Raw genomic sequence first — 24,066 nt, 5'->3', positions numbered from 1 at the left:
GTGCACTTTTGGGAGTGCTGGGCGGTCCACCGTAGTCCGGCGACGGCCCCCTCCGGGCACGCGACATCGCAACCGCGAGACACAGGGCGCAAGGTGCCTCGCAGATCTGGTCCGTCGACCTGTTCAGGCGGGATACGCGTGGGTCTGCGCAGCCTTCACGGTCGCCCACACCTCCGCGCCCGGGTGCAGGTCGAGCTCGGCGGCGGCGACCGTGGTGAGGTCGGCCGCGAGCGGGAGTCCACCGGTGAGCGCGGTGCGGATCTGGTCGCCGTGGATCTCCAGCCCGGCGACCTCGCAGCGCCACAGGTTGCGGGCGCTGGAGCCGGTGGGGCGGGCGCGGTGGAGCGTGACGGCGCTGGGCGGGAAGGCGACGAAGACCGGGCCGGTGAGGTCCTCCGTCGTCGTCACCTCGGCCCCGCCCTCGACGCGCACGGTGTGTCCTTCGGCCTCGCCCCGGTACAGGTTGAGGCCCACCAGATGGGCGATGTAGTCCGTACGCGGGCGGCGGGCGATGTCCGCCGGGGTGCCCTCCTGGACGATGTGGCCGTCCTCGATGACGATCAGACGGTCGGCCAGGACCATCGCGTCCAGCGGGTCGTGGGTGACGAGCACGGCGACCGCCTCGAACTCGGCGAGATGGCGGCGGAGTTGGGCGCGGACGTCGAGGCGGGTGCGGGCGTCCAGCGCCGCCAGGGGTTCGTCCAGGAGCAGCAGGCGGGGGCGGGTGGCCAACGCCCGGGCGAGCGCGACGCGTTGGGCCTGCCCGCCGGAGAGGCGCCGGGGTCTCACGGCCGTGTGCCCGGACAGGCCCATGCGTTCCAGCCATACGGCGGCCTGCGCGCGGGCCTCCGCCTTGGTGGCGCCGTGGCAGCGGGGGCCGAAGGCCACGTTGTCGAGGGCGGAGAGGTGAGGGAAGAGCAGGTAGTCCTGGAAGACGACCCCGACCGGCCGGGACTCCGGCGGCGTACGGTCCAACTCCGCGCCGTCCAGCCGCAGATGGCCGTCGGTGAGGGGGACGAGTCCGGCAAGGGCGCGCAGGGCGGTCGTCTTGCCGGCGCCGTTGGGCCCGAGCAGCGCGACCACGTCACCGGGCGCCGCGGTGAGTGCCACGTCGAGGCGGAAGGCACCGCGCTCGACGACGAGACGGGCGTCGAGCCCGTCCGCGGAAGGGCCGGACTGGACGTCGTGGGCCATGTCGGAGGTCTTCTCGATGTCGGTCATGAGGCGGTCATCCAGCGGTCACGCAGCCCCGCCAGCACCGCGACCGACACGGCGAGCAGGACCAGGCTGAGGGCGATGGCCGTCTCGGGGTCGTTCTGGAGGGCGAGGTAGACGGCGAGCGGCATGGTCTGGGTGCGGCCGGGGAAGTTGCCGGCGAAGGTGATCGTGGCGCCGAACTCGCCGAGCGCGCGGGCCCAGGCCAGGACGGCGCCCGCGGCGATGCCGGGGGCGATCAGGGGCAGGGTCACGCGGCGGAACGCGGTGAAGCGGGAGGCGCCGAGCGTGGCGGCGGCCTCCTCGAAGCGGGGGTCGGCCGCGCGCAGGGTGCCCTCGACACTGATCACCAGGAACGGCATCGCCACGAACGCCTCCGCGACCACGACGCCGGTCGTGGTGAAGGGGAGCGTGATCCCGAACCAGGCGTCCAGCCACTTGCCGACGACGCCGTTGCGGCCCAGCGCCATCAGCAGGGCGACACCGCCGACCACCGGGGGCAGCACCAGCGGCAGCGTCACCAGGGCCCGTACGAGACCGCGGCCGGGGAAGTCGACCCGGGCCAGCAGCCAGGCCAGCGGTACCCCGAGCACCAGGCTCACGGCGGTGGCCGCCGTCGCGCAGAACAGGGAGAGCCTGAGGGCCTGCCACACCTCGGAGCTGGTCAGCAGGTCGGGCATGCCGGCCCAAGGGGCCCTGATCAGCAGGGCGACGAGCGGCAGGGTGAGGAACGCCAGCCCGATCAGGGCGGGCACGAGCAAGGGCAGCGGCGCACCGCCCCTGAGAGCGCGGCGGCGCCGCGGGCCACCGGCGAGGGTGTCCGCGGCACCGGCCCGGTCCGTGGGAGGCGGTGTCACGGGTTGAGGAACCCGGCGGCCGTCAGGACCTTCTGGCCCTCGGCGGACCGCACGAACGCGATGAACGCCTCGGCGGTCCCGGTGTTCCTGGACTCCTTGAGCAGGGCGATGGGGTAGTCGTTGACGGCGCCGGCGGACTCGGGGAACTCCACGCCCTCCACCTTGCTGCCCGCGGCCTTCACGTCGGTCTTGTACACGACCGCCGCGTCGGCCTCCTTCAGCACCACCTTGTTGAGGGCGGACTTGACGTCCTCCTCGTAGGAGACCGGGGTGAGCTTCAGCTTGCTCGCGGTCAGCGCCTTCTCGGCGGCGGCGCCGCACGGCACCGCCTTGTCGCACAGGACGACCTTCAGGTCCTTGTTCGTGAGGTCCTTCAGCGAGGCGATCTTGTCCGGGTTGCCGGGCAGCGTGGCGATCTCCAGCTGGTTGCGCACGAACGTGGCCGGGGCGGTGGCGTTGCCGCCCGCGTCCGTGACGACCTTCATCGTCTTCGGGCTGGCGGAGGCGAAGACGTCGGCGGGGGCGCCGCCGGTGATGGACGCGGCGAGGGAGTCGCTGCCGCCGAAGCTGAAGGTGACCTTCGTGCCGGGGTGCGCCGACTCGAACTCCTTGCCCAGGGCCGTGAAGCTCTCCTTGAGCGAGGCCGCGGCGAACACGGTGATGTCACCGGAGACCTTCGCCGGGGCGGAGGCCGACGCCGAGGGGTCCGACTTCGCGGAGCCGGAGTCGTCGGAGGACGAACAGGCACTCAGGGCCAGCAGCGAGACGGCTCCCGCAGCGGCCAGCCGCACGGGCCGGCGGGTGCGCACAGAACGGGTCATCACGGGGTCCACTCCTCAAGGTCCTGACGGACTCGACTACGGTCTTTCGACGACCACGTTGGTCGACTTGATCACGCCAACTGTGCGGACACACGCCCGAGGACCACCTCGGTGACGATGCCGGAGGAGCGGTTGCGGGCCGAGGAGCCGGTGGACTCCCGTTCGGCCCGGTGCGCCTCGCGGGCGTAGGCCGCGAGTGCCGGCCCCGGGATGATCCGACGGCCCTGCTCGTCGCGTTCGGCGATCGGCTTCCCGCCGTCGACCAGGCGCCGCACTGTGCCCGGTAAAGCGGCGGCGTCCCCGATCCGGTAGGTGTGCATGCGCCGATGATAAGCCGCATATGCAAGGTGGATACCGTCTGATGCATGGCATGAGCTGGAACCTTGATCTATCAGGATGGCATGTGCGTTTGCGTGCGAGGGTGGTCCGGGTACGGTCATCCGGGAGGTGGTAGCCCGTGAGCCAGACCCTCGCAGCTGCCCGTACCACCGCCGGATCCGCGGCGGAACTCGTCCTCACCGGCGACCTGGACCGGCCGTCCCGACTCACCGTGCCCGACCTGCTCGCCTGGCCCCAGCACGCGGCCGAGGTCGCCTTCGGCTGCGCGACGAGCGGCGTCCGGCACCACCGCTTCACCGGCCCGCTCCTGCACGACGTCCTCACCGCCGCGCGCCCGGCCTTCGACCGGGCACGCCGCAAGGACCGCCTCCGCTTCCTGATCGCCGTACGCGGCGCCGACGGCCACCGCACCCTGCTGTCCTGGGCCGAGATCGACCCCGACTTCGGCCGCGCCCCCGTCCTCCTTGCCGCCACCCTGGACGACACCCCGCTGGACCGCGCGGGCGCCCAGCTCGTCCTGCCCCAGGACCGCTGCGGCGCCCGCTACATCAGCGGCATCGAGGCGATCCACGTGGACGGCGGCTACACCGCGTGGACCTGACGACCCGGTGACCGCGGAGGCCCCGGCCCTGGAACACACGCCGCACGAGGGGCTGTACGCCACCGGGACGGCGTACCTGGGCGAGCCGGTGCCGGCCGGCAGGCGAGACGGCCCGTGTCACAGCGGCAACCTCGTATGCGGCGCACGGTGAAACGGCCCCGCCACGGTGACCGTCCTCGCCACCGCCACCGCCACCGCCACCGCCACCGCGCCGCCCGCTTCCTGCCGCGACTGCCGTGGGAGAGCGCACACGAACGCGCCCACGCGGCCCCGACCTCGACATGACCCCAGGAACCGCGACGTGCTCAGCGGGCGGGAAGCCGCCGAGGCCGTACGCCGGGCCAAGGTGAAGACCGGGGGCACCTGGGCCCAACTGGCCGAAGCGGCCGGGAAACCCCTGGCCTGGACCACGGCGGCCCTGCTCGGACTCGGCGACGATGCCGCACTGGCGTTCCGGCTCCAGCCCATCAGAGGGGCTCTGGACACCGCCGTCCCCGTGGACCCACAGCGTGTCCCTGACCCCGCCGGAGACCGGGCGGACGGTGCTCGGGCCACCGAGGGCCGGGCAGCGAGCACCGTGCTGCGCTGCCGAAGCCGCTTGGACGAGTCCGGCACGGTCCGGGAGTACGAAGGCGGTGTCCCGGAAGCCGTACGGAACCGAGGCCACCGGCGAGAGCACCACGACAGGCGGCAGGGTCGATGTCGTCGAGGTGTCGATGAGCCCCGGACGCATCCGGGAGAGGACGTCATTGGCACTTTCGGCCGGTGTTGATGCACTGGACCATCCGGTTCATCAGCTTCTTGTCGAAGACGTTGATGAAGTCGCCGTGGTCCGTGATCGGCTTGTGCATCTGCTCCGGGAATCCGTCCACGGCGTAGAACGGACGGGTCCTTCCGTTGTCGCCGAGGCTGGGCGCGTTCACGTCGTAGACCAGACGCTGGACCAGTTGCGGGATGGCCTTGAAACCGGCCGGGCAACGACCGGTCCTGGGATCGGCGAACGCGACGTGCGAGCGGTGGTTGGCGCTGTCGATGCTGCGGCCGTCCCAGCAGCTCTGGAACCTGGACGTGCGGACCAGGCTGCTGCCGCCGGGGCAGACCGGGTACTTGTCCGTCAGCTGCCGGTTCTCGAAGCCGGTGCAGCTCCACGACGCGTTGGCGTTCGCGGTGCCGTTCGTGAACACCTTCGCGTCACCGGTGATGATGCGCAGGAACTCGGGCATCGCCACGACCTTGCCGCGCGGGTTGCCGACGAAGTTCAAGGTGACCTTCGACGCCGTCAGGATCCGGCCGGTGTTGCCCTCGGCGCCGCCGCCGAGCCGCTGGGCGTCGAACTCCTGGGCGCCGTCCTGGAGCCGGAGCACCGGCCAGTAGTACGTGGACTTGTCGCCCGGGTTGCGGCAGCTGGTCGCGGCGGCGGCGAACTCCTCGTTGGTGGTGAAGGCGTTGTTGTCCTGGTTGCCGACGTAGTCGTGGGTGTGGTGTGCGCCGTTGCCGACACCTGGAGCGACGATGATGTTGTCGGAGTTGTACAGCTTGTTCTTGTTCACGCCGCACCGTGTGGTGAAGACGCCCCGGGAAGCGCCGCGTGACTTGTTCGGTTCGCGTACGTTCGGCCGGACCGTGGTGATGTCCACGAAGTCGGCCGCCACGGGGCCGTTGCCGCCCCGGCCGCCGCCCTGCTGGTTGCCGCCCTGCTGGTTGCCGGAGGTGCGCAGCGTGCAGGCGGCGAGGGAGCCGAGGCCCCGTGGCCTCGTACCCGACCTGCCTATCGCTATCGCGATCCGGTCGATGGTCGCGACCCTCTTGTCCTTCAGCGGACCCATGATCGCGTTGTTGACGAACTGGTTGTCCTGCTGGATCGCCCGAGCCGAACTCCGCAGCCGCTGGTACGCCTCGGACACCTGCTTGTCGAGGAGCGCGAGTTCCCTGTCCACCTGTGCCCTGGCCTGGCTGGGGACCGAGGTCAGCACGGCTCCGACATCCGGGCAGCTGATGGTGGTGGTACTGGCTGTGAGCGCTTCGGTCCGGCCCGTAGCGGCGCGTTTCGTCGAGTTGCCGCTCCCGCTCTCGTCGGCGGAGGCGTACATGTTGACCGTTATCAGCCCTCCTGCGCCCAGGGCCAGGCATGCCGCGGCGGCGATGGCCCGATTGGTTCGCTTGGTTGTGCTGTGGCGCATGGGGCTCCTCGGAGGTTCTCGAATCAAGTGGGCCGCCGTGGGGGCGGGGCGGCGGTGTCGACGCCGTGGAGGAATCCCCCGCACAGCGTGTTCCGGCCGTTCGCCGGAGGCCGCTGCCGGGGCTTGAGGCGGTCTGCGCACTGCCCTCGGCACCGGTCAGGTAGCGCCGCGCGGACGGATTCGCCCATGCGCTGCTCTTCCACTTCCTTCGTCACCCGCTGGGGTGACCGGCGGAACCAGCATTGCCGCTGGGGCAGTTGGGGCGACAGAGGTTTCGACCCCGCGTCAGAATCTCGTAAGGAGTGACTCCGCATAGATGCCGCCGGGCGCCGGAGGGGGGCGGGGCATGAGACTCGGTAGGTGCAGTGCCGCCGTTGGACCGTCCACGACCGGCCGATGACTGACGCTCCCGTCCGGACGAAGGACGAGACGGCTTACAGGTGTCTTACGCGTCGCGTGCGAACCCCACGAGCCGCCGGGGCACCCCCTAGCGTGACCGGATGCGATCCCTCCGCACTCTTCGTACGACGGCCCTGGTGACCGCCGCTCCGCTGCTGCTGGCCGCCGCCGGCCTGGTGCACCCCCGGCATCTGACGGCGGCGACGGCAGGCCACTGGGCCGGGCTGCACATCGTTCTGCTGCCTGTCTTTCCCCTCCTGGTCCTCGGCCTGGTGATTCCTGTGTGGGGCCGGCCGCGTCGCGACGTGGAGGGGGTCCTGACGGTGCTCTCCTGGGCCGGAAGTCTCTGCTTCGCCGCCTACTACTCCGGCCTCGACGCCGTGGCCGGCATATCCGCCGGGACCGTCGTGGACCACGGCGTCCACGGGGCGGCCGGACGGCTGTTCGCCACGGGCGACGCCTTGGGCCGGACCGGGGTGTACGGGCTGGTCGTCGCTTCGCTGGCCACCTGCGCGGTGCTCTGGCGTCGGCACGGGGCCCGGGTACTGCCGGGCGCCGCCGTCCTGCTCGCCGCCTGCTGGTCGTTCGTCGACAGCCACATCTTCTGGCCCAGGGGCGTGATCACCATGCTCGGTTTCGCCGTGGCCTTCGCCCTGCTGACAGCGGCGGCGTCCCGGCCCGTCGAGGGCGCGTTCACCGCCCCGCTGCTCCAGGGCGGCGGGCTTTCAGAAGGCCCCCGGCACGGGTGAGCGGCCGGGCCGGGGCCCACGTCTTCGTCGAGGTCAGCGTTCGTGGATCACTTCGCCGTCGAACACGGTGAGGTCCACCTGAGCGTCGGGGATGTCGTGCGGGTCGGCGGAGAGCAGGGGACGGTCCAGGACGCACAGGTCGGCCACCTTGCCGGGTTCGATCGTGCCCTTCCAGTCGTCGGCGAAGTCCTGCCACGCCGCCGTGGCCGTGTACGCGCGCAGCGCCTCGACGAGCGGCACCCGTTGCTCGGCGCCGCAGACCCTGCCGCCGCCTCTGGATTCGCGGAGCATCATGTGGGCCACGCCCTGGCGCCAGTCGGGTTCGGTGACGGGGGCGTCCGAACTGGCGCAGAGCCTGACGCCGGCCTCGACGGCCGAGCGGACCGGCCACTGGCGCGCGGAGGGCCCGGGCCCCACCATGGCGTCCATCGTGTCGGCCGTGGTCCACATGATGGTGGGGTTCATGTTGATGCCGTAGCCGTGCGCGGCGAGCTTGGCCAGGCTGCCGGGCCCGGCGAAGGTGCCGTGGATGACGTAGTGCCGGGCGTCGGGCCGCGGCGCGGTGGCGTTCGCGGCGATGAGGGCGTCCACGACGGTGTCTATGCCGCGGTCGCCGGTGACGTGCACGCCGAGCTGGAAGCCGGCCTCGTGGGCGATGCCGATCATCTCGCGCAGTTCCTCGACCTGGAGCGCGGGCGTGTCGCCGTGCACGCACAGAGAACCGTGACCGCCGCCCGGGTAGGGCTCGTTCATCCAGGACGTACGGTTCGGCGGAATGCCATCGGCGAAGATCTTGACGCCGATGACCCGCAGCCGCCGGGGATCCGTCGATCCCGGGAGCGTCGACTCGCCCAGCCCTCGGCGCAGTTCCTCGGCCGAGCCGCCCATCGCGGCGGGCAGCAGCAGCACATTCACCCGGGCGTGGAGCAGGCCCTCGGCGGCGAGTTCGGTGTAGGCGGTGAGGTTGTCGGTGCTGAGGCCGCCGTAGAAGGTCTCGGTACCCCCCGGGCCGAGTCCGGGCTCGGTGTAACTGGTGATGCCACGAGAGTGGAGTTCGCGGATCACGGTCTGGATGGCATGGCGGCGCTGGGCGATCGTGGGGGAGGGCAGGGCCGCGAGGGCGAGTTGCTGGGCGGCCTCGCGCAGGATGCCGGTGGGCTCCCCGTCGGAGCCGGTGTCGATGACGCCTCCGGGAGGCGGCACGGTGTCCGCGTCGATACCGCAGCGGCGCAGGGCGGCCGTGTTGAGCCACACCGTGTGCGAGGAGAAGTCGGTCAGGCAGACCGGGTGCTCCGGGGCCACCGCGTCCAGGTCGCGGCGGTGCGGGAAGCGCCGCGGGTCGGCGAGGCACTCCTTGAGACAACCGGGGTCCCAGCCGAGCCCGACGATCCATTGTCCGGGTGGGACAGCGCACGCCGCTCCACCCACGAGTGCGGCGATGGCGGCGATCGACCCCACGGCAGGGTGGCCGACGTCGAGGGCGAAGGGTGGTTTCGTCATCCCGTACGCGGCACCGTGGAGGTGCGAGTCGTTGATGCCGGGCAGGACGGTCCTGCCGTTCAGCTCGACGACGCGGGTGCGGGGGCCGGCCAGGGCACGCATTTCTGCGTCGCTGCCGACGGCGACGATGTCCCGACCGCGCACGGCCACCCCTTCGGCGACGCTGAAGGCACGGTCGACGGTGAGGACTTGACCACCCGTCAGGATCAAGGAGGGTGCGGTGTCACTCATGGGAGACCTCGCTCAAGGGCTGGGCGCGCACATCGGCGGGCGGGGGCTGTGTCCTGGCTGTGCCGACCAGGAAAGAGCCTCTGGCGCACACTCACCATCCGTAGGAATACCGATTGGCACAGGGCGCGGGGCCGCGGCGTCGTACGGCGGTGAAAATCTTGCCCGCGACGACCCGCGCTCCTATCGTTGGGCGCCCCTCGGCCATTGTGGCCCGAGCCACTCCGGAGGCTCGTATGCTCACCCATCACCAGATCGCGGCGGCCACCCGTATCGGCATGCTCACCCGCGAGCGCGACACCGCCTCCGCGTGCGCCCAGGCGCTGTGCGAACTCTCCGACGCCCTGCCGCTCGACGCGGCGGCCCTGCTGGCCATCGACCCGTTGACCGGTGTCCACACGCAGCTGGCCGGGATCGGCTACACCGCCGAGACCTCCCAGTCGATGGCCGCCGAGTTCGTCACCACTCCCTGGTACGGCAGCGCCGTACGGCAGGAGCTGCCGCCGTCGATCTGTGAGGACGACGAGAACGCCGGGCCGCGTTTCCGCCACGGATGGTTCTACGCCGAGCGGGTGCGACCGGCCGGATTCCGCGACGGAGTGACCGGTGGGCTGCGCCGCGGAGCCCGTGTCGTGGGCCTGGTGCACCTGGCCACCCAGAGTGCGGACGTCTACCACACCGAGGCCCGCCGCCTGCTCGCCTCCGTGATCCCCGCCCTCGCGGTCCTCGCCGACCCGCTGGCGCACACGGGTGACCAGCACGGGCTGGCCGACGAGGGTGCGGCAGCCCTGGTGACCCCGGAAGGCGGCGTGGTCGACCTTCCCGGCCGGGACCGTCCCCGGGTGCTGCGGGACGAGGAGTTCCATGGCGTGCTGCGTACCTTCGCGGGAACGGACGGCCTTCGGCTGCGGATGCTGTGGCCGGTGGACGGCGCCTGGTACCGGGTCTCCCTCCACCGCCACCGGGCGAGCCTGTGTGCCGCGAAGCGCGTGGTGCTGGTGCACGAGACCTCCGTCGAACCGCCGTACGGACTCAGCCGGCGGGAACTGGAGGTACTCACCCGCGCGGCCACCGGGCAGACCAACCGGGCCATCGCCCAGACGCTGTTCCTGTCGCCGCGGACTGTCCACAGCCACATCGAACACCTCCTGCGCAAGACCGGCTGCGCCTCCCGCGCCGAGGCCACGGCCCTCGCGGTCCGCGACGGCCTGCTCCGCCCGGCCGCGGACGATCTGCTGTTCTTCGTCGAACGCTGAGTCCGGCCGGACACACCCACGGCTGGTCGTGCGCACTTCGAGGCGCGGTACGCACCGATGGACGGGCACCCGGCGTGGCCGGCCGCGTCCAGGCCATCAGCGCCGTCCGACTGGAAAACACCGTTCCGGCGGTCTGTGCCGTTCCATGTGTCGGCCGACGGGCGGGGTCAGCCGGTCAAAGAGCGCGTCGACCAAGGGTGGTACGCGCTGTTGTCGGTGGCGGTGGAGTTGCTGGGCATCGCGTGCCGGGACAGAACTACGAGGCGGCGGCGGAGGCGAAGCCGTCTCCTGAAGGCATGGAGCACCGCGACGCGGGTCACCGGCCTCGGCCCCTTCCGCGGGACGTCACGGGACGTCTACGCGGGATCGTTTCCTCCTCACCCGGACGGCCTCGCGATCGTGCCCGCCGTACCGCCGTCGTACACCTGCGCCACGGGCGGTTCCGAATCCGTTCAGGTGTTCGCCGGATCTCACCCGGATGCCGGGTTTGCCGTGACCGCGGCTGCTCCGGCCGGGTGAATGTCCGACGGTGTGTTCGACAGCGCGCCGTCGCCCGTCTGCGCACGTCGTGACGCCCGCGCGCCTTTCATCTCCGGGAGAGGCGTGGAGGGCGCCATGATTGTGGGTGACTTTTTGGGGTGAGTCAGGGTGTTATGGCAATCGATCTACGGCAAACGGCCATCGACCCCGACATCAAGGAGATCCCTCCGACCCGCAACACCCAGGCCGACCTCCGGGCCGTCCTGAAGGACCTCCAGGGCAACATCCTCAAGAGCCACGGGCGCGACCACAGCCGCCACCTGTTCATCACCTTCAGGACCACCTCGAAGGGGGAGCGGGACAAGGCCCGGAAGTGGCTGGCCGGACTGGCCGTCACCTCGGCCTTCACCCAGCGGGAGGAGGCACGGGCCTACCGGGAGACGCTGGCGGTGATCGGGGAGAACGGTGCCTTCACGCCCGCCGAACAGCGCCGGTTGATCCTGGACTCCAGCAAGGTCTTCGTCGGCGTGCTGATCTCCGCCGCCGGCTACCGGGACCTGGGACTGGGCACGGACGCCATGCCCGACGACCCGGCCTTCCGCGCCGGCGCCAAGGAGCGCACGGCACTCCTCAACGACCCGAAGACGGACCAGTGGGAGCCGGGGTTCCGCAACACCCTGCACGCCCTGGTCATCGCCGCCGACGACGACGCCAAGAAGCGCCTCGACCCCCTGATCGAGAAGATGAGGGGCCAGCTCAAGGACCTCGCGCTCCACCTCCACGAGGAGACCGGCGCCGCCATGCGGCTGGACGCGGCCGGGGAACCGGACAATGACGCCCCCGTCCGCGAGCACTTCGGCTTCGTCGACGGCATCAGCCAGCCCCTGTTCTTCGCCGAGGACATCGACCGGGCCCGCGCCCGCCAGGGCGGCATCGACCGGTACGACCCCAGCGCCCCCCTCGACCAGGTCCTCCTCAAGGACCCGGGGGGCGACAGGTCCACCGGCTACGGCTCGTACTTCGTGTACCGCAAGCTGGAGCAGGACGTGGCCGGCTTCCGCGCGGGCGAGAAGGGCCTGGCCAAGGAACTCGCCGAGCACGACGGCCACAAGAAGCCGGTCCCGGACCCGGTCGTGGCCGGATACACCCCGCTGGCCGGCGCGTACATGGTGGGCCGGTTCCAGGACGGCACCCCGGTGCTGGAACGCAACGAGGCGGGCCTGGGCGCCCAGCCGAACAACTTCACCTTCGACGGCGACGCCGACGGCGTCCGCTGCCCCTTCCAGGCGCACATCCGCAAGACCAACCCGCGCGGCGACAAACAGCGCCAGTTCGGGGTGCCGCTCACCCAGGAGCGCAGCAACCGGATCGTCCGCCGGGGCATCAGCTACGGCAAGGTCACCCTGGACCCGAAGCCGGAGGACGGCAAGGTGGGTCTGCTGTTCCTGTGCGCGCAGAGCAGCATCGCCGACCAGTTCGAGTTCATCCAGGCGGCCTGGGCGAACTACCAGGACTTCCTCACCCCGGGCAGTGGCCTCGACCCGGTGATCGGCACCCTGCCCCGGACGACACCGCCCCCCGCTCCCGTCGCCCAGCCCTGGCCCAAGAAGTACGGCTCCCACAACCAGCTGGACTTCACGAAACCGCAGGCGCAGCCGCCGCATTTCCCGACGCCGATGAGCCACACCTTCCCCAAGGCCGTCGGCCAGTGGGTGACCATGCGCGGCGGCGAGTACTTCTTCATCCCGAGCCTCAGCGCCCTCAAGGCGTTCGGCAAGGTCGCGGAGAAGTGACGGTGGCCGAGTTCCGTACCGCCGTCGACGAACTGGCCCGGAAGCTCAGCGGCTACGTCTGCGAGCCCGGCAGCGCCGAGTACGCCAAGGTCGTCGCCATCGACAACGGCCGTACCCGCACACCCCCGGCCCTGGTCGTCCGCGCCAACTCCTACCCCGACGTCCGCCGGGCCATCCGGTTCGCCCAGCGGACCGGGCTGTCCCTGACGGTACGCGGCGGCGGCCACAGCGCCGCGGGGTACTGCCTGAACCGGGGCGGGATCGTCCTGGACCTCGGGCTGATGAAGGCCATGACCCTGGACCGGGAGAACAAACGCCTGACCGTCCAGATGGGCGCCCTCTGGAACGACGTGTACGGGTACGTCGACCGTGCGGCGGCCCCGCTGATCCCGGTCGGCGGCGGCTGTCTCACCGTGGGACTGCCCGGGTTCCTCCAGGGCGGCGGCTACAGCTTCGTCTCCCGCTCCTACGGCCTCGGCAGCGACAACGTCACCATGATCAGACTGGTCGACGCCGCCGGTGAGCTGCGCACGCTGACCGCCGACGCGCCCCGCAAGGAGGACCGGGAGCTGTTCTGGGCCTGCCGGGGCGGGGGCGGGGGCAACTTCGGCGTCGCCGTGGAGATGACCCTGCAACTGCACGAGCCGCCGGCGGACACCGTGCTCGGCGGGCACCTCTCCTACCGGCTGGAGCGCGCCGAGGAAGTGATCGCCGCGTACGACACGTGGGCGAAGGACCTCCCGGGGGCGATGGCCGCGTACGGCTACGTCGGCCACGACCCCGACCCGGCCGAACCCACCCGGAAGATCCCCGTCTTCCGGATCACCCCCGTCTACAACGGGGCGTACGCCGACGGCGTGGCACACCTCCAGCCGATGCTCGCGCTGAACCCCATCGACGTACGGCTGTACTCGATGACGCTGCCGAAGCTGGAGATGACCATCGGCCGTTCCACCCTGGTCGGTGACCGGCTGGCCTACATCCGCTCGGGGATGATCGGCGAAGGCGGCTGGACCCCGGGCATGATCAGGGCCGTCCGCGAGGCGATGGCCACCGCGCCCTCGAAGGACAGCTTCGTCGTGTGGACCCACGGCCGGGGCAAGGTCGACGACCCGTCCTTCACCGGCCAGGGCCCCTATCCGCACCGCGACAAGCGCTACGTCTTCGAGCTCAAGACCATCTGGGACGACCCGGCCGACACCCGGGCCAACGTCGAGTGGGCCGTCGGCCTCGGCGAGTCGCTGAAGCCGCACTTCCACGGCGCCTACGTCAACTACATCGACCCGCTCCAGGAGCAGTGGGCCACGGCCTACTACGGCGCCGCGAACCTGGCCGAGCTGCGGCGGATCAAGAAGGCCGCCGACCCCGACGGGTTCTTCAGGTTTCAGCAGTCGGTCGACTCCCCCTTCGAGCCCGACCTGTCCCGCCCGCTCGATCTGAGCCCCCTCAACCGCACCCTCCTCTGACCCCTCCGACACCCGCACGGGAGCGCCCGCATGGCCAACGGCACGCCACCACCACCCCGTACCCCCAAGAACATCTTCACCGACATCTCCGTGGAACTCACCGGCTTCGACCGGGCGGAGCTGGGCGGCACCGGCATGGTCGACACGTACTACGCCACGCTGCTGCGCATGATCGGCGAGCGCGAGGCCGGGCAGCTGTTCCGGTACGCGGAAGACGCGCTCGCCGAGGACCGCCGCAAGAAGGCGAAGGACGGCCCCGCCTTCAGGAAGGCGGTGGCCGAGAGCCCCCGCTTCGGACCGGTCGCCGTCAGCCTGATCAAGCTCTGGTACCTCGGCCGCTGGTACCCGCTCTCCGCCGCCTACCGCGACCGGTTCGGGTCCACGGCGGACGACGTCGAGCACGTCGTCTCCAGCCAGGGCCACCGCGAGGGCCTGGTCTGGACCGCCGCCGGAACCCACCCCATGGGCGCCAAGCCCCCCGGCTTCGGCTCCTGGGCCGAACCGCCGGCCCTGCTCCCCTGACCCCCGATCCCCTCGCCCGATTCCCTCGACCGTGAGGTAGCACCATGAGCAATCCCCCTCCGCCCGACTACGACCTGGTCATCGTCGGCGGCGGCATCTCCGGAGCCGTCGTCGCCAAGACCGTGATCGAGGAGATGGCCAGGCAGAGCAAGAAGAAGGTGAAGAAGTTCCCCAGGATCCTGATCCTGGAGGCCGGCCGGGCCACGGCACTGAGCGCCGACAAGTACGACACCTACGTGGAGGCGTACCACGAGGCGCTCATCAAGGTCCCCAACGCCCCCTATCCCGCGAGCAGTTCGGCACCCCAGCCGGACGTGCTGGACATCAGGCCGCTCCAGGACGCGCAGGGGAACACGGTCACCAGCGACCAGGGGTACTTCGTCCAGAAGGGCCCGCTGCCCTTCGGCAGCGACTACGCCCGCTCGCTCGGCGGCACCACCCTGCACTGGCTGGGCACCTGCCTGCGGATGCTGCCCAACGACTTCAAGATGCGTTCCGTCTACAAGCGGGCCGTCGACTGGCCGCTGAGCTACGACGAACTCAAGCCCTACTACGAGCGGGCCGAGTGGAACATCCTCGGCGTCGCGGCGAACGTGGACCACCAGTACTACCCGGGCATCCAGGACAAGCCGAGGGAGTACTTCAAGAGCGAGAACCCCAGGTTCACCAACGGGCGTTACAGCTTCCCCATGGAGGAGATCCCCTCCAGCTACCTCGACCGGTACATCGCCAAGACCATCGGCGAGCTGAAGGTCAAGCTGCCCAGCGCGGCGGAACCGACGTACACGTTCCCGGTCAGGATCAGCAACACCCCGGTCGCCCGGAACTCGACCCCGACCGCACCCGACTACAAGATCGTCGGCGCCGCCGGGAACGCCGAACGGGGGCAACGCTGCGAGGGCAACTCCAGCTGCATCCCGATCTGCCCCGTCCAGGCCAAGTACAACGCCCTCAAGACCCTGTACGAACTGATCGTCAAATACCCCTGGGAGCTGAAGGAGAACGAGAAGGACGGCACCAGGGCCAGGGTCGACATCCGCAGCCAGTCCGTCGCCATGGAGGTGACGCACGCCAAGGGGACGGGTGCCACGGGAAAGGTCACCGGCATCGCGTACAAGAGGTACTACGACGACGGCCGCCTCCCGACCGACCACACGGTGACCGCCCGTACCTACGTCCTCGCCGCCAACGCCATCGAGAACGCCACCCTGCTGCTCGCCTCCAAGGCCGCCAACAGGAGCAGACAGGTCGGCAGGAACCTGATGGACCATCCCCTGCTGCTCACCTGGGGCCTCCTCAAGGAGTCCGTCGGCGCCTACCGGGGGCCCGGGTCCACCTCCGGCATCCCCGCCTTCCGCGACGGCGCCTTCCGCGACGAACGCACCGCCTTCCGCGTCGAGATCGGCAACTGGGGCTGGAACTTCCCGGAGAACGCCCCCTATGACACCGTCCTCGACCTCGTCGGAGGCGGCGAGAAGCCGAAGCTCTACGGCAAGGACCTGCGCAGGAGGATCGGCGAGATCGTGCCCCGCCAGTTCCGGATCGCCTGGGAACTGGAGCAGGACCCCGAGGAACGCAACCGCGTCACCATCGACGACACCTACCGGGACGCGCTGGGCAAACACCGCCCGGTCATCCACTACGACCTCTCGGAGTACGTCAGGGCGTCGCTGCCCTGGGCGGCGGAGGCGAACCGGCAGCTGTTCACCGCACTCGGCATCGCGAACAAGGTCCAGCGGCCCACGTACGAGGCCGGCGACTACAGCCACTACGACCCCCGCAACCCCATGGCGGTGGAGTACGGCGGCCAGACCTACTGGGTGGCCGGCGCGGGCCACGTCGTGGGCACCCACCGGATGGGCAAGGACCCGAGGACCTCGGTCGTGGACGACTTCCAGCGCAGCCACGACCTGTCCAACCTGTACATCGTCGGCTGCGGCAGCATGCCGACGCTGGGCACCTCCAACCCGACCCTCACCATGACCGCCCTGGCGCTGCGCACGGGGGACAAGATCGCCGAGGAGCTGTTCACGTGAGCACGCCGCCGCCGAAGAAGGAACCGGCCCCGATCAAGGACCTGCCGGAGCTCAAGGCCGCCCTGCAACTGGCCATCGGCCTGGAACTCAGCACCATCCCCGTCTACCTCACCGCCCTCTACTCCATCAAGGAGGGCACCAACACCGAGGCGGCGCAGACGATCCGCAGCGTGGTCATGGAGGAGATGCTCCACATGACGCTCGCCGCGAACGTCCTCAACGCCCTCGGGGAGAAGCCGAGCACGCAGCCGGTCACCTTCCGGGGCAAGGCTGTGAAGCCGGTCCCCGAGTACCCGGCCACGAACCCCCTCGTCTCCGGCATCGGGGAACTCGTCCTGGCGCCCTTCACGCCCGAGGCCGTGAAGAGCTTCGTCAGGATCGAGGCCCCCTTCCACGGCGCGAAGTCGCTGAAGGACGTCGAACGCGTCGCGGACAAGTACGCCACCATCGGCGAGTTCTACACCGCGATCAGCACCGCGCTGGACGACAAGTCGAAGGTCTGCAAGGACAAAGACTTCAAGGACCGCAACCAGGTGGCGGCCACCCACTACTACGGCGGCGCGGGCCATGCCATCCGGGTGACCGACCGGACGAGCGCGCTGGCGGCGATCAAGATGATCGTGGACGAGGGCGAGGGGATGCCGGAGCTGAACCTGAGGCAACAGGCGAAGAAGGTCACCGACAACGACAGGCTCAACAACGGCTGGCAGATGTACTCCCACTACGCCCGCTTCCGGGAACTCCAGACCGGCCGCCGCTTCCGCAGTTATCAGAAGGCCAAGGAAATCCCGGAGGGCTCCCTCGTCCCGATCGACTACGACTCGGTCCACCCGGCGTTCTACGTCAAGTACGACGCCGCGGGCACGCCGGGCAGCCCCGAGGGCATCGCGCTCAACCGGTTCGACCTGGCGTACACGCGGGTCGTCGACGACCTGTACCTCGCCTTCGCGGGCGAGCAACGGACGGTCGAGGACAAGCTCGCCCCCGGCGGCAAGCGTGAGGCCGATCCGCTCCTCCTCGCCGTGCACGGGATGCGGACGCTGAAGGACAGGGCCGTCGCCCTGATGCGCACCCCGGACCCGGCGAAGCCGGAGCGCAGGCTGTGCCCGCGCTTCCACTACGCGGCGACCGCCGCGGAGCGCAAGAAGCTGGAGAAACTGACCGAGGAAATGGCGGGAGGCGTCGGATGATCTCCATCGTCACGAAGTGGTGGCACGTCGAGGGCAAGCGGGACGAGGCCGTCGCGGCGCTCAAGGACCTGGTGGAACAGGTGCGGAAGGGGGAGCCCGACACGTACATGTACTGCCTGCACACCGCCCTCGTGGACGGCTCCCTGCCACCGCCGGCCAAGAACGAAGTGATCTTCGTCGGTGCCTGGAAGGACCGGAAGGCGTTCGACGACCACCGCGACGGAAAGCTCTTCCAGGACTGGCTGGCGAAGAACCTCCACCTCTTCGTGCAGAACGGCGGAAAGCTGTACGTCAGCGCCGAGTTCGCCGACCGCTTCGCCGGCTTCGTCCGGGGCGAGGCCATCGGCGGGACGTGAGCCGGGGACGGCGCGGGGGGCGGGTGGCCCCCGGTCGCACCGCCCCCGGCGTCCGTCACCGTCCGCCGGTCAGGCCCGCGTCTCCGGGTCCAGGGCCGGCGGCCTGGTGCAGTCGATGACCCGGTCCAGCCAGGCCGGGCCCTTGAGGTAGATGTTGCTGATCCATGCCTTGTAGTCCGGAAGGTAGGACCACACGTCGTTGGTGACGCCCTCGGCGGTGATCGACTGGGCGTGCTTCTGGCAGCCGATCCTGACAGAGGTGGGGCCGCTGAAGGTGTTCTTCACGTCCGAGGTGGTGTTGGGGTGCGAGTGGGTGTTGACCCCTGTGCCCCACGTGCTGAACATGCCGTCGGCGCCCGCGCTGGTGCCGCCGCCCGTACCGGTGTCGGGGTCCAGGGCCGGCGGCCTGGTGCAGTCCATGACGCCGTCCAGCCAGGCCGGGCCCTTCAGGTAGATGTTGCTGATCCAGGCGCCGTAGTCGGGCAGGTAGGACCAGGCGTCGTTGGTGACGCCCTCGGCGGTGACGGACTGGGCGTGCTTCTGGCAGCCGATCTTCACCTGGGTGGGGCCGCTGAACGTGTTCTTCACGTCCGAGGTGGTGTTGGGGTGGGCGTGGGTGTTCACGTCGGTGCCCCAGGTGCTGTTGGAGCCCGGCGAGGTGCCCCCGCCGCAGTCCGGAACCCCGTCCAGCCAGGCCGCGCCCTTGACGAAGATGTTGCTCACCCAGCCGCCCACGTCGGGCAGATGCGACCAGGCGTCGTTGGTGATGCCCTCCGCCGTCACCGACTCCGCGTGCTTCTGGCAGTCGATGTGGATCGCGGTGGGCGCGGAGAAGGTGGTGACCAGCGAGCCGGAACGCGACGGCGTGGAGCGTACGTTGACGCTGGTGCCCCAGGTGGAGTGCTCCCCGGAGCCCGTGGAGCCGCCGCAGTCGGGCACCCCGTCCAGCCAGTAGCCGCCCTTGACGTAGATGTTGCTGATCCAGCCGCCCAGGTCGGGCAGGTGGGACCACACGTCGTTGGTGATGCCCTCGGCGGTGACCGACTCGGCGTGCTTCTGGCAGTCGATGTTCACGGCCGTGGGACCGGGGAAGGTGGTGACCACGGAGGCCGAACGGGCCGGCGCGGAGCGTACGTTGATCCCGGTGCCCCACGTCACGTGGTTGCCCGAGCCCATGCCGCCCATGAACCGCAGTCCGCCCGCGTAGTCGGTCATGTCGTGGCTGTTGAGGTCCGAGACCATCACATGGGTGTCGGACTCGCGCGCCTCGACGATCTTCCCCGCGCCGAGATAGATGGCCACGTGGTGCACCGACCGTTTGCCGAAGAACACGAGGTCACCGGGGCTGAGCGCCGAGGTGTCGGTGCCCAGCCGCTGCCCGGGCAGGCTGAAGATGCCGGCGGCCGTGGTGTTGCCCATGACGTCGTAGCCGACCGCCTGCGACCAGGCCCACCGCACCAGCCCGGAGCAGTCGAAGCCCTTGCGGTAGGGGTCGTTCTTGCTGCGCACGGGGTCCGTCTGGTCGACGAAGCCGTACGAGGCCCCGGGCGAGCCGGCGTGCCCGCCGCCCCAGCTGTACCAGGTGCCCGCCGCGACCTGCGAACAGGCGGCGTCGATCGCCCGGTTCGCGGCCGCGGAGACCGCCGTGCCGTGGGCCGCGCAGCCCCAGGTGTTCGGGCCGTCCGGCGCCCCGTACTGCCACGGCCAGTAGATGTGCCCCATCTCGCAGGGGATGTAGGCGCCCCGCGCCAGGTCGACGGGGTAGCGGCACTGCGTGTCGAGGTGGTCGAGGAAGCCGTCCGGGTAGGCCCACTGGTGCCATTCGCCGTGGGTGATGCCGTACGACAGGTTCTTGGCGTACTGGTCCCAGATGACGTCGGCGAGAGGGGTGTTGTACGTGAGCCACTCGCTGAGGCTCCACGGGCCGTCGGCGCGGACGTGCAGCAGGAGCGCGCTGTCCGTGCGCTCGATCCAGAACACGATGGCGCGGCCCGCGCCCTCGGAGTGGCCCGGCAGCGACACCAGCCGGAACCCGGTGGTGTACACGTCCGTCACCTGCACCGGGTTCGAACTGCCGAAGTAGGTGAGCATGCACTTGGCGCCCGGCTTGAGCGCGCCCTTGCAGTCGGTGTCGAAGGCGAAGTACTGGTCGAACCGCCACTCGGCCATCGCCGCGACCTGCCAGGCCGCGGGCTCGGCGGAGCCCTTGTCGACGGAGGCCAGGGTGTACGTCAGCTCGTGCGCGTCGTCCGCGCGGGCGGGGCTGGTGCCGGTGAACAGCAGGGTGCCGATGGTCAGGATGAGACCGGCGGCGATGGTCAGGGCACGCTGCCACATCCTGTGCGGATGTCCCGGAGCCCGTGCGACCTGTTGGGTCATGTCACTTCCTTGGTCAAGAGGATGCACGTGTCCGGTGGCTGAAAGCCGACCCCCGGTCGGCCGGAAACGTGCGCACGGGATCATAACGTTGTCAGCGCACGGTCAAAGTGGACCGTGGGCCAACTTTTCCGGAAGATCGGAAAAGTTGGCCCAAGATTCGGTAAATCACCCACCGGTATCCCGGTGTTCACTCAGCCCAGCGGGTTCGCCGTGTCGCGCAGAGCGGCCAGCGCCGGCCCGTACATGCGCGCCTTGATGGTGCCGAGCGTGTCACCGGCCTTGCTCACCAGCGCCTGGGCGGTCTCGATCGCGGTGGAGCGTACGGCGTCCTCGCCGACCGCCCGGTCGACGATGCCGGCGGCCGCGGCGTCGGCGCCGCCGTAGCGACGGGCGGTGACCATCGCCTCGTGCGCCGTCCGCGGTGCCAGCCGGGACTGGATGAGCGCGGACATGCCGGGGGTGAACGGGATGTCGATGTCCGCCTCGGGCAGGCACCAGTAGCCGCGGTCGGCGCGCATGACACGGAAGTCGTGGGCCAGGGAGAACATCGCGCCGGCCGCGAAGGTGTGCCCCTGGAGCGCGGCCACGGTGATGACCGGCAGGGACAGCATCCGCGCGAACAGCTCGTGCACGGAGACGACATAGCCGTGGTACTGGTCGGAGTGGGCGAACAGCCAGTCCAGGTCGAGCCCGTTGGAGTAGAACTTGCCGGTGGCCGTGGTGATCAGGGCGCGCGGGCCCTCCGCCTTCTCCACCTCGTCGAGCGCGGCGCCGACGGCGGTGAGCCAGTCGGGGTGGAAGCGGTTCTCGTCGTCTCCCAGGTCGAGGACGAAGACGTTGTCGTGACGGTCGAGCGAGGGCATGGCGGCTCCTTCGAGCGGTGCGGGTGAAGTGGCTGGACGGCTGGTCCCTCGGGGTGGATCGGAGCAGGTCGTGGATCTCCGCCGCAGACGCCTCGATCGGGGCGGCGCCCCGATCGGCCCGGCACATGCGGGCTCACCGGCTCACCGTCCCGTCGGTGACGAGGTGGCCCCAGTTAGCTACCTGTCGGTAACTTAAGGGGTGTGTCGCAGGGCATGCAAGGGGTGACGCCGGCGGTCGGGTGACGGAGTGTCAACGGTCCGGGAGATGTGGATAATTCGATCTTCTCTCTTGTCATGTCCAGGGAAGGTCGTTCAAGATTCGAGGGCGGTCGCCCACAGCGGCGGGCCGCCGGACGACGGTCACGGAAAAGGGAACCCCCATGCCCTTTTCCAAACCCCCCACTGTTAGCGGCCGTTCGTCCGGAATCCGGAAGGAACACCCCTTGCGCATCTCCCGGAAATCCCTCGCGGTGCTCGGCGCCGCCGTACTGCTCTCCTCCGTCACGGTCTCGGGCGCCCAGGCGGCCGTGTCCTCGACGGGCCAGTACGACCCGGCCATGCTCAGCGCCCTCGCGTCCTCGCTCGGCGTCAGCAAGGCGGCCGCAGCCGAGCGCCTCGACCACGAGTCCTCGCAGCAGCGCACCCTCACCACGCTGGAGCGGCAGGGCGTCGCGACGGACGGCGCGTACTTCGACGCGAAGGGCGACCTGGTCGTCAACGCCGACAACGCCCGCGCGGCCGACCGCCTCGCGGACGCGGGCCTGCACGCCCGCACCACCCGCCACGGCGAGAGCGAACTGAACAAGATCAAGGCCCAGTTGGACACGGCGGCACTCAACACGACGCCCGCCGGGATCAGTTCCTGGGAGGTCGACCTCGCCACCGACACGGTCACCGTCAAGGTCAGCGACGACAGCGCCCCCGCCGCCCGCTCCTTCCTGAACACGGCGCGCGCCCACGGAGACGCGGTCCGCGTCCTGTCCGACCAGCGCGAACTGGTCACCCAGGCCGTCATCAAGCCGGGCTCCGAGATGGCCTTCAACGGCTTCGTCTGCTCCGTCGGCTTCGGTGCCCGCGACTCCTCGGGCCGCCAGTACCTGGTCACCGCCGGCCACTGCATCGAAGACCTCCCCGTGCTCAGCTACCAGGGGAGCCGCTTCGCGCAGGGCACCAACTCCCGCTTCGCCCAGGGCAGCCGCAGCGTCGACATGGGCATCGCCCGCCTCGACTCCGGCAACTCCATATCCACCACGGTCAACACGTACGGCAAGGCCACCGAACCCACCGTGCAGGGCAGCCGGCGCGCGGCGTCCGGCGCCACCCTGTGCAAGGCGGGCCGGACCACCGGCTGGACCTGCGGACGGGTGAACTCGTACAACGTCTCCGTCACCTACTCCGACCCCGACGGCGGGCCCGACACCGTCGTCACCGGCCTCGGCAGCTCGTCCGTCTGCACCCAGGGCGGCGACAGCGGCGGCGCCTACATCTCCGGCAACCAGGCCCAGGGGATGACCTCCGGCGGTCCCTCCAGCCAGCGCTGCAACGGCTCGGTGAACTCGCCCGGTTCTTCGTACTTCCAGCCCCTCGACGACGCCCTGTCGTTCTACGGGCTCACCCTCAACACCGCCTGATCTGCGGGACACGGGGCCGGCCTGCACAGGCTGGCCCCGTGTCGCGTTCACCGGCCCGCCGGCAGCTCCACGGTGATCCGGAGCCCCCCGCCGGGGCGCGGCGTGAGCGTGAGCCGTCCGTCGTGCGCCTCCGTGACGGTCCGTACGATCGCCAGGCCGAGGCCGACACCCGCATGGTCGGCGTGGACCCGTTCCGTGCCCCGCTGGAACGGCTCGGTGAGGGTCGGGACCAGCTCGGCGTCGAGGCGGGGCCCGGTGTTCTCGACGGTGAGCACCGCGCCGCCCGGCCGGACGCCGGTGGTGACCCACACCGTGCCCCGCTCCGGCAGGTTGTGGACGATCGCGTTGTGCACCAGGTTCATGGTCAGTTGCAGGAGGAGCGCCGGTGAACCGCTCGCGGGGGTGACGTCCCCGAGGGTCTCGACGGTGACCCCGCTCTTCTCGGCGAGCGGGAGCAGCGTCTCGGTGGCCTCCTCCGCCAGGAGGGACAGGTCGACAGGTTCGCGGGTGAAGGAACGCCGGCCGGCCCGGCTGAGCAGGAGCAGCGCCTCCGTGAGCGCGATTGCCCGGGAGTTGACGCTCTGGAGCCGGCCGAGGGCCTCGCGAGCGTCGTACGACGGGTCGGTCAGGGCCACGTCGAGCAGGGACTTCGAGATCGCCAGCGGGGTGCGCAGTTCGTGCGAGGCGTTGGCCGCGAACCGCTGCTGCTCGCCGACGTGCGCTTCGAGCCGGGCGAGCATCGCGTCGAAGGCGTCGGCGAGTTCACGGAACTCGTCCTGACGGCCCGGCAGCCGGACGCGGTGCGCGAGGGAACCCGTGGCCGCCGTCCGGGTCGCGGCGGTGATGCGGGCCAGCGGGGCGAGCATCCGGCCGGCCAGGACCCAGCCCCCCAGCAGCCCGAACACCAGCAGGAACCCCATGACCGCCGCCGCCATGGGCGCGAAACCGTGGACGAAGTCGGTGCCCGGAGTGGCCTGCCACGCCCCCTTGTCGTTGGTCCGCAGCCACCCCTGCCGCAGCAGGAACACCCCCACCGCACCGAGCAGCAGGGCACCGGCGAGCATGAGGAATCCGGCGTAGCTGAGGGTCAGCTTGAGGCGGACGCTCGGTCCGGGCGCTCGCTCCACGGTTCTCTCCCTCGGCCGACGACCAGCACACGCACGCTAGCGGCCACCCCCTATCGCGGGCGTATCCGAAACCGCATA

The 24,066-nt window shown here is 70.4% G+C and carries 19 protein-coding genes and 1 pseudogene; 11 read left to right on the top strand and 9 right to left on the bottom strand.

Features of this window, described 5'->3' with window-relative positions; genetic code table 11:
* Positions 1–123 precede the first annotated feature (123 nt).
* The 4 genes and pseudogenes from ACLZOT_RS40390 to ACLZOT_RS40375 form a co-directional block, all read right to left on the bottom strand.
* Positions 124–1,221, bottom strand: a complete 1,098-nt coding sequence (locus ACLZOT_RS40390; RefSeq protein ID WP_416974177.1) for an ABC transporter ATP-binding protein — start codon at positions 1,219–1,221, stop codon at positions 124–126.
* Positions 1,218–2,072, bottom strand: coding sequence for a molybdate ABC transporter permease subunit (modB, locus tag ACLZOT_RS40385; protein ID WP_416974176.1), 855 nt, complete (start codon positions 2,070–2,072; stop codon positions 1,218–1,220). Before modB ends, ACLZOT_RS40390 begins: the two co-directional genes overlap by 4 nt.
* Positions 2,069–2,893 carry a molybdate ABC transporter substrate-binding protein gene (gene modA, locus ACLZOT_RS40380; protein ID WP_416974175.1) on the bottom strand — a complete coding sequence of 275 codons (825 nt, stop codon included), beginning with the start codon at positions 2,891–2,893 and terminating at the stop codon, positions 2,069–2,071. Before modA ends, modB begins: the two co-directional genes overlap by 4 nt.
* 77 nt (positions 2,894–2,970) lie before the next feature.
* Positions 2,971–3,213 (bottom strand): annotated as a pseudogene (locus tag ACLZOT_RS40375) (MerR family transcriptional regulator); the annotation flags it as partial.
* A 137-nt stretch (positions 3,214–3,350) separates the two neighbouring features.
* Between ACLZOT_RS40375 and ACLZOT_RS40370 the strand changes: the two are divergent.
* Both ACLZOT_RS40370 and ACLZOT_RS40365 read left to right on the top strand, forming a co-directional pair.
* On the top strand, positions 3,351–3,833 hold the full coding sequence (locus tag ACLZOT_RS40370) for a molybdopterin-dependent oxidoreductase (protein ID WP_416974174.1): 483 nt from the start codon (positions 3,351–3,353) through the stop codon (positions 3,831–3,833).
* Positions 3,834–3,999: 166 nt separating this feature from the next.
* Entirely contained in the window at positions 4,000–4,605 is a 606-nt protein-coding gene (locus tag ACLZOT_RS40365; protein ID WP_416974173.1) for a hypothetical protein, read from the top strand.
* Here ACLZOT_RS40365 and ACLZOT_RS40360 read toward each other — a convergent pair.
* Positions 4,580–6,013 carry a DUF1996 domain-containing protein gene (locus ACLZOT_RS40360; protein ID WP_416974172.1) on the bottom strand — a complete coding sequence of 478 codons (1,434 nt, stop codon included), beginning with the start codon at positions 6,011–6,013 and terminating at the stop codon, positions 4,580–4,582. The two genes, ACLZOT_RS40365 and ACLZOT_RS40360, sit on opposite strands and share 26 nt — an antisense overlap.
* Before the next feature lie 500 nt (positions 6,014–6,513).
* Between ACLZOT_RS40360 and ACLZOT_RS40355 the strand changes: the two genes are divergently transcribed.
* Complete coding sequence (locus tag ACLZOT_RS40355) at positions 6,514–7,161, top strand: hypothetical protein (RefSeq protein ID WP_416974171.1); 648 nt, start codon at positions 6,514–6,516, stop codon at positions 7,159–7,161.
* Positions 7,162–7,194: 33 nt separating this feature from the next.
* On the opposite strand, the gene ACLZOT_RS40350 is transcribed toward ACLZOT_RS40355, so the two are convergent.
* A complete protein-coding gene (locus tag ACLZOT_RS40350) occupies positions 7,195–8,892 on the bottom strand; it encodes an amidohydrolase (protein ID WP_416974170.1) in 1,698 nt (565 codons plus the stop codon).
* A 233-nt stretch (positions 8,893–9,125) separates the two neighbouring features.
* On the opposite strand from ACLZOT_RS40350, the gene ACLZOT_RS40345 reads away from it, so the two are divergent.
* The 7 genes from ACLZOT_RS40345 (at position 9,126) to ACLZOT_RS40315 (ending at position 17,988) form a co-directional block, all read left to right on the top strand.
* Complete coding sequence (locus tag ACLZOT_RS40345; protein WP_416974169.1) at positions 9,126–10,145, top strand: response regulator transcription factor; 1,020 nt, start codon at positions 9,126–9,128, stop codon at positions 10,143–10,145.
* 653 nt (positions 10,146–10,798) lie between these two features.
* Complete coding sequence (locus ACLZOT_RS40340) at positions 10,799–12,418, top strand: Dyp-type peroxidase (protein ID WP_416974168.1); 1,620 nt, start codon at positions 10,799–10,801, stop codon at positions 12,416–12,418.
* A 2-nt stretch (positions 12,419–12,420) separates the two neighbouring features.
* Positions 12,421–13,884: an FAD-binding oxidoreductase gene (locus ACLZOT_RS40335; RefSeq protein WP_416974167.1), complete on the top strand. Its 1,464-nt coding sequence runs from the start codon at positions 12,421–12,423 to the stop codon at positions 13,882–13,884.
* Between the two features lie 30 nt (positions 13,885–13,914).
* Positions 13,915–14,406: a hypothetical protein gene (locus ACLZOT_RS40330; RefSeq protein WP_416974166.1), complete on the top strand. Its 492-nt coding sequence runs from the start codon at positions 13,915–13,917 to the stop codon at positions 14,404–14,406.
* 44 nt (positions 14,407–14,450) lie between these two features.
* The gene (locus ACLZOT_RS40325; protein ID WP_416974165.1) at positions 14,451–16,442 is read left to right on the top strand and encodes a GMC family oxidoreductase; all 1,992 of its coding nucleotides are present in this window, start codon (positions 14,451–14,453) and stop codon (positions 16,440–16,442) included.
* A complete protein-coding gene (locus ACLZOT_RS40320) occupies positions 16,439–17,632 on the top strand; it encodes a ferritin-like domain-containing protein (RefSeq protein ID WP_416974164.1) in 1,194 nt (397 codons plus the stop codon). Before ACLZOT_RS40325 ends, ACLZOT_RS40320 begins: the two co-directional genes overlap by 4 nt.
* Positions 17,629–17,988 (top strand): putative quinol monooxygenase, encoded by a 360-nt coding sequence (locus tag ACLZOT_RS40315; RefSeq protein WP_416974163.1) that lies wholly within the window; start codon positions 17,629–17,631, stop codon positions 17,986–17,988. The genes ACLZOT_RS40320 and ACLZOT_RS40315 overlap by 4 nt, the downstream gene beginning before the upstream one ends.
* A gap of 69 nt (positions 17,989–18,057) precedes the next feature.
* Here ACLZOT_RS40315 and ACLZOT_RS40310 read toward each other — a convergent pair whose 3' ends face one another.
* On the bottom strand, positions 18,058–20,367 hold the full coding sequence (locus ACLZOT_RS40310; protein ID WP_416974162.1) for an NlpC/P60 family protein: 2,310 nt from the start codon (positions 20,365–20,367) through the stop codon (positions 18,058–18,060).
* A gap of 191 nt (positions 20,368–20,558) precedes the next feature.
* The gene (locus ACLZOT_RS40305) at positions 20,559–21,230 is read right to left on the bottom strand and encodes an enoyl-CoA hydratase-related protein (protein ID WP_416974161.1); all 672 of its coding nucleotides are present in this window, start codon (positions 21,228–21,230) and stop codon (positions 20,559–20,561) included.
* Positions 21,231–21,673: 443 nt separating this feature from the next.
* Between ACLZOT_RS40305 and ACLZOT_RS40300 the strand changes: the two genes are divergently transcribed.
* The gene (locus tag ACLZOT_RS40300) at positions 21,674–22,861 is read left to right on the top strand and encodes a S1 family peptidase (RefSeq protein ID WP_416974160.1); all 1,188 of its coding nucleotides are present in this window, start codon (positions 21,674–21,676) and stop codon (positions 22,859–22,861) included.
* 47 nt (positions 22,862–22,908) lie between these two features.
* Here the strand turns inward: ACLZOT_RS40300 and ACLZOT_RS40295 are convergent, their stop codons facing one another.
* Entirely contained in the window at positions 22,909–23,988 is a 1,080-nt protein-coding gene (locus tag ACLZOT_RS40295; protein ID WP_416974159.1) for a sensor histidine kinase, read from the bottom strand.
* Positions 23,989–24,066 lie beyond the last annotated feature (78 nt).

The organism is Streptomyces sp. 4F14 (assembly GCF_048159485.1).
Taxonomy (GTDB): domain Bacteria; phylum Actinomycetota; class Actinomycetes; order Streptomycetales; family Streptomycetaceae; genus Streptomyces.
Note: the sequence above shows the minus strand (reverse complement) of the source record. Positions and strands in the feature narration are given on the sequence as shown.

Bases quoted from the DNA above. Each gene is read 5' to 3' on its own strand.
- ACLZOT_RS40390 (WP_416974177.1), bottom strand. From the start codon at position 1,221: ATGACCGACATCGAGAAGACCTCCGACATGGCCCACGACGTCCAGTCC.
- modA (WP_416974175.1), bottom strand. From the start codon at position 2,893: ATGACCCGTTCTGTGCGCACCCGCCGGCCCGTGCGGCTGGCCGCTGCG.
- ACLZOT_RS40360 (WP_416974172.1), bottom strand. From the start codon at position 6,013: ATGCGCCACAGCACAACCAAGCGAACCAATCGGGCCATCGCCGCCGCG.
- ACLZOT_RS40355 (WP_416974171.1), top strand. From the start codon at position 6,514: ATGCGATCCCTCCGCACTCTTCGTACGACGGCCCTGGTGACCGCCGCT.
- ACLZOT_RS40350 (WP_416974170.1), bottom strand. From the start codon at position 8,892: ATGAGTGACACCGCACCCTCCTTGATCCTGACGGGTGGTCAAGTCCTC.
- ACLZOT_RS40345 (WP_416974169.1), top strand. From the start codon at position 9,126: ATGCTCACCCATCACCAGATCGCGGCGGCCACCCGTATCGGCATGCTC.
- ACLZOT_RS40340 (WP_416974168.1), top strand. From the start codon at position 10,799: ATGGCAATCGATCTACGGCAAACGGCCATCGACCCCGACATCAAGGAG.
- ACLZOT_RS40330 (WP_416974166.1), top strand. From the start codon at position 13,915: ATGGCCAACGGCACGCCACCACCACCCCGTACCCCCAAGAACATCTTC.
- ACLZOT_RS40325 (WP_416974165.1), top strand. From the start codon at position 14,451: ATGAGCAATCCCCCTCCGCCCGACTACGACCTGGTCATCGTCGGCGGC.
- ACLZOT_RS40315 (WP_416974163.1), top strand. From the start codon at position 17,629: ATGATCTCCATCGTCACGAAGTGGTGGCACGTCGAGGGCAAGCGGGAC.
- ACLZOT_RS40310 (WP_416974162.1), bottom strand. From the start codon at position 20,367: ATGACCCAACAGGTCGCACGGGCTCCGGGACATCCGCACAGGATGTGG.
- ACLZOT_RS40305 (WP_416974161.1), bottom strand. From the start codon at position 21,230: ATGCCCTCGCTCGACCGTCACGACAACGTCTTCGTCCTCGACCTGGGA.